The 2,842-nt window shown below is 63.7% G+C and carries 1 protein-coding gene and 2 pseudogenes; 1 reads left to right on the top strand and 2 read right to left on the bottom strand.

Annotated features, from left to right (window positions below; all coding sequences use genetic code 11):
* Nucleotides 1-39: 39 nt before the first annotated feature.
* Nucleotides 40-564 (bottom strand): annotated as a pseudogene (locus ACQKPE_RS26195) (dihydroxy-acid dehydratase); the annotation flags it as partial.
* A 479-nt stretch (nucleotides 565-1,043) separates the two neighbouring features.
* Between ACQKPE_RS26195 and mgtE the strand changes: the two are divergent.
* Nucleotides 1,044-2,105: a magnesium transporter gene (gene mgtE, locus ACQKPE_RS26190; RefSeq protein ID WP_427669596.1), complete on the top strand. Its 1,062-nt coding sequence runs from the start codon at nucleotides 1,044-1,046 to the stop codon at nucleotides 2,103-2,105.
* A 35-nt stretch (nucleotides 2,106-2,140) separates the two neighbouring features.
* On the opposite strand, the pseudogene ACQKPE_RS26185 reads toward mgtE, so the two are convergent.
* Nucleotides 2,141-2,758: pseudogene (locus ACQKPE_RS26185) on the bottom strand (class I SAM-dependent rRNA methyltransferase); the annotation flags it as partial.
* Between the last annotated feature and the right edge of the window lie 84 nt (nucleotides 2,759-2,842).

Below are 2,842 nucleotides of genomic sequence, written 5' to 3'. Positions count from 1 at the left end.
GGTCGCCCGAGGCGGTCGTTGTATTCGTCAGCCAGGCGCGCTGCACGCACGTGGGGCGGCGATGACCATGGCGTCGACCAGGTCCAGGCCGTGGCTGGCCAGCTTGGTCTTGCCGGCTTCCATCGGGCCGCCGGAGACGAAGATCACCGGGATGTTCAGGCGCAGGGCGGCCATCAGCATGCCGGGGGTGATCTTGTCGCAGTTGGAGATGCACACGATGGCATCAGCGCAGTGGGCGTTGACCATGTATTCCACGGCGTCGGCGATGATCTCGCGGCTGGGCAGCGAATACAGCATGCCGTCATGGCCCATGGCGATACCGTCGTCCACGGCGATGGTGTTGAACTCCTTGGCCACGCCACCGGCGCGTTCGATTTCGCGGGCGACCAGCTGGCCCAGGTCCTTCAGGTGCACGTGGCCTGGGACGAACTGGGTGAACGAGTTGGCGATGGCGATGATCGGTTTCTTGAAATCTTCGTCCTTCATCCCGGTGGCGCGCCAGAGGGCACGGGCGCCCGCCATGTTGCGGCCTTGGGTGGAAGTCTTGGAACGGTAATCAGGCATGAAGCACTCCTGGCGGCTAAATCAGGTCACAGTAGGGGAGTGAGCTTCTCTTGTCCTTTGCGCCGAAGGCCGGTTGCCGCTGGCACGGATGGGGCACAAGACAGCGCGGGATCGCCGCGTGCTTGGCCAGAGCTCATAAACCCGCCGGGGGATGTCTGGCGATGAATAGGCCGATTCTACACCGCTGGCGCGACGAGGGAATGAAGATGTGCCTGGACGGTGGTGCTCAAGCATTTTGCCGATGTTATGTAGGAGCCTTCCCAAATGCATTCCTGTCGGTGGGTAAGTGCTTAGCCACGCTCTATTATCCGCCCGCCGTATGTGCGGCTTCACGAGCAGTACCCCAATGGACCTTCCCAGTTTCAGTTCACCACGAATCTGTAAATTGGCACTGAGCGTGCCGTTACCAGGGCTCCCTGAGGCTTCGCGTCCACGCGTCTGAGGTCTGCGGGCGCCCGGACGGCGCCTGGAGAAACCTCATGCAACACACCATCAACCTACCTTCCGACCTCTGCACCGCCACCCAGCGTCAGGCCGCCCAGGCGCGCCGCGACCGCTTGCTGCAGCCTGGCCTCTACGCCGAAGGCACGGCTGGCGCGCTGATGACCAGCGAGTATTCCTGCCTCGACGGCAGCCTGAGCGCCAGCCAGGCGGTCGACATGCTGCGCCGCGAGGCCGCCGACGCCGAAACCATCTACCAGTCCTACGTGCTCGACGAGCAGCGCAACCTGCTCGGCACCCTGTCGTTGCGCGAGCTGATTCTTGCCGCCCCTGACCAGCGCATCGATACCTTCATGGTGCGTCCGGTGATCTGCGTGACCGTCGCCACGCGCCAGGAAGAAGTGGCCCGGCTGATACGCGAGCAAGACCTGCTGGCCGTGCCGGTGCTAGACGAACTGGGGCGCCTGGTCGGTATCGTTACCTGCGACGATGCCCTGGACGTCATGGTCGAGGAGGCCACCGAGGACTTCCACAAGGGGGCATCCATCACCACCCACATCGGCAACCTCAAGGACGCCACCATTGGCCTGCTGTACCGCAAGCGTGTGTTCTGGCTGGTGTTGCTGGTGTTCGGCAACCTGTTTTCCGGGGCTGGTATCGCAGCGTTCGAAGATGTCATCGCCGAGAATATCGTGTTGGTGTTCTTCCTGCCGCTGCTGGTGGACAGTGGTGGCAATGCCGGTGCGCAGTCTGCAACCTTGATGGTGCGAGGCCTGGCGACAGGCGAGGTGATGATTCGCGATTGGCTGCGCATGCTGGGGCGCGAGTGTGGGGTTGCCTTGGCGCTGGGCTGCACCATGGCACTGGCAGTGGCATCGCTGGGCTGGCTGCGCGGCGGGCCGGAAATTGCCTTTGTCGTGGCCAGCAGCATGCTGGTGATCGTGCTGGTCGGCAGCCTGATCGGCATGAGCCTGCCGTTCATGTTCACCAAGTTCAAGTTTGACCCGGCGACGGCCAGCGGGCCGCTGGTGACCTCGATTGCCGATGCGGCGGGGGTGTTGGTGTACTTCGGCATTGCCGCTTACGTGCTGGGGCTTTGAAACAAGAGGGGCCGCATGGCGGCCCCTTTTGCGTCTCAGCTGTTTGGCAGCAGACGGCAGGTGATGCTCTTGATGTAGCGAGTTTCGGCGATCGCCGGGTGCACCGGGTGGTCCGGGCCTTGGCCGCCACGCTCGAGCAGTTGCAGGTTGCGGTCCAGGTGGCGGGCGCTGGTGAGCAGGATGTTGTGCAGGTCGTCCTCGGGCAGGTGCATCGAGCACGAGGCGCTGACCAGGATGCCGTCCTTGTTCAGCATGCGCATGGCCTGCTCGTTGAGGCGGCGGTAGGCCGCTTCGCCGTTCTTCAGGTCTTTCTTGCGTTTGATGAACGCGGGTGGGTCGGCGATGATCACGTCGAAGCGCTCCTCGGCGGCCTTCAGCTCGCGCAGGGCTTCGAACACATCACCTTCGATGCAGGTCAGTTTCTCGCCGATGCCGTTGAGCGCCGCGTTGCGCTCCACACCATCGAGGGCGAAGCCCGAGGCATCCACGCAGAACACTTCGCTGGCGCCGAACGCGCCGGCCTGCACGCCCCAGCCGCCGATGTAGCTGAACAGGTCGAGTACGCGCTTGCCCTTGACGTAGGGCGCCAAGCGCGCGCGGTTCATGCGGTGGTCGTAGAACCAGCCGGTCTTCTGGCCTTCACGCACATGCGCGCCAGGATTTGCGTATCCCGAAGCCCGCCCCAGTAGTGATGGTCGGCTAATACGATCTGCACGCTGTTCAGGGCTACGCTGCGA

This window comes from Pseudomonas sp. NPDC089554 (genome assembly GCF_050280645.1).
Classification (GTDB): Bacteria; Pseudomonadota; Gammaproteobacteria; order Pseudomonadales; family Pseudomonadaceae; genus Aquipseudomonas.
The sequence above is the reverse complement of the archived record's forward strand: the minus strand, read 5'-3'. Positions and strand labels throughout refer to the sequence as shown.

Bases quoted from the DNA above. Each gene is read 5' to 3' on its own strand.
- mgtE (WP_427669596.1), top strand. From the start codon at position 1,044: ATGCAACACACCATCAACCTACCTTCCGACCTCTGCACCGCCACCCAG.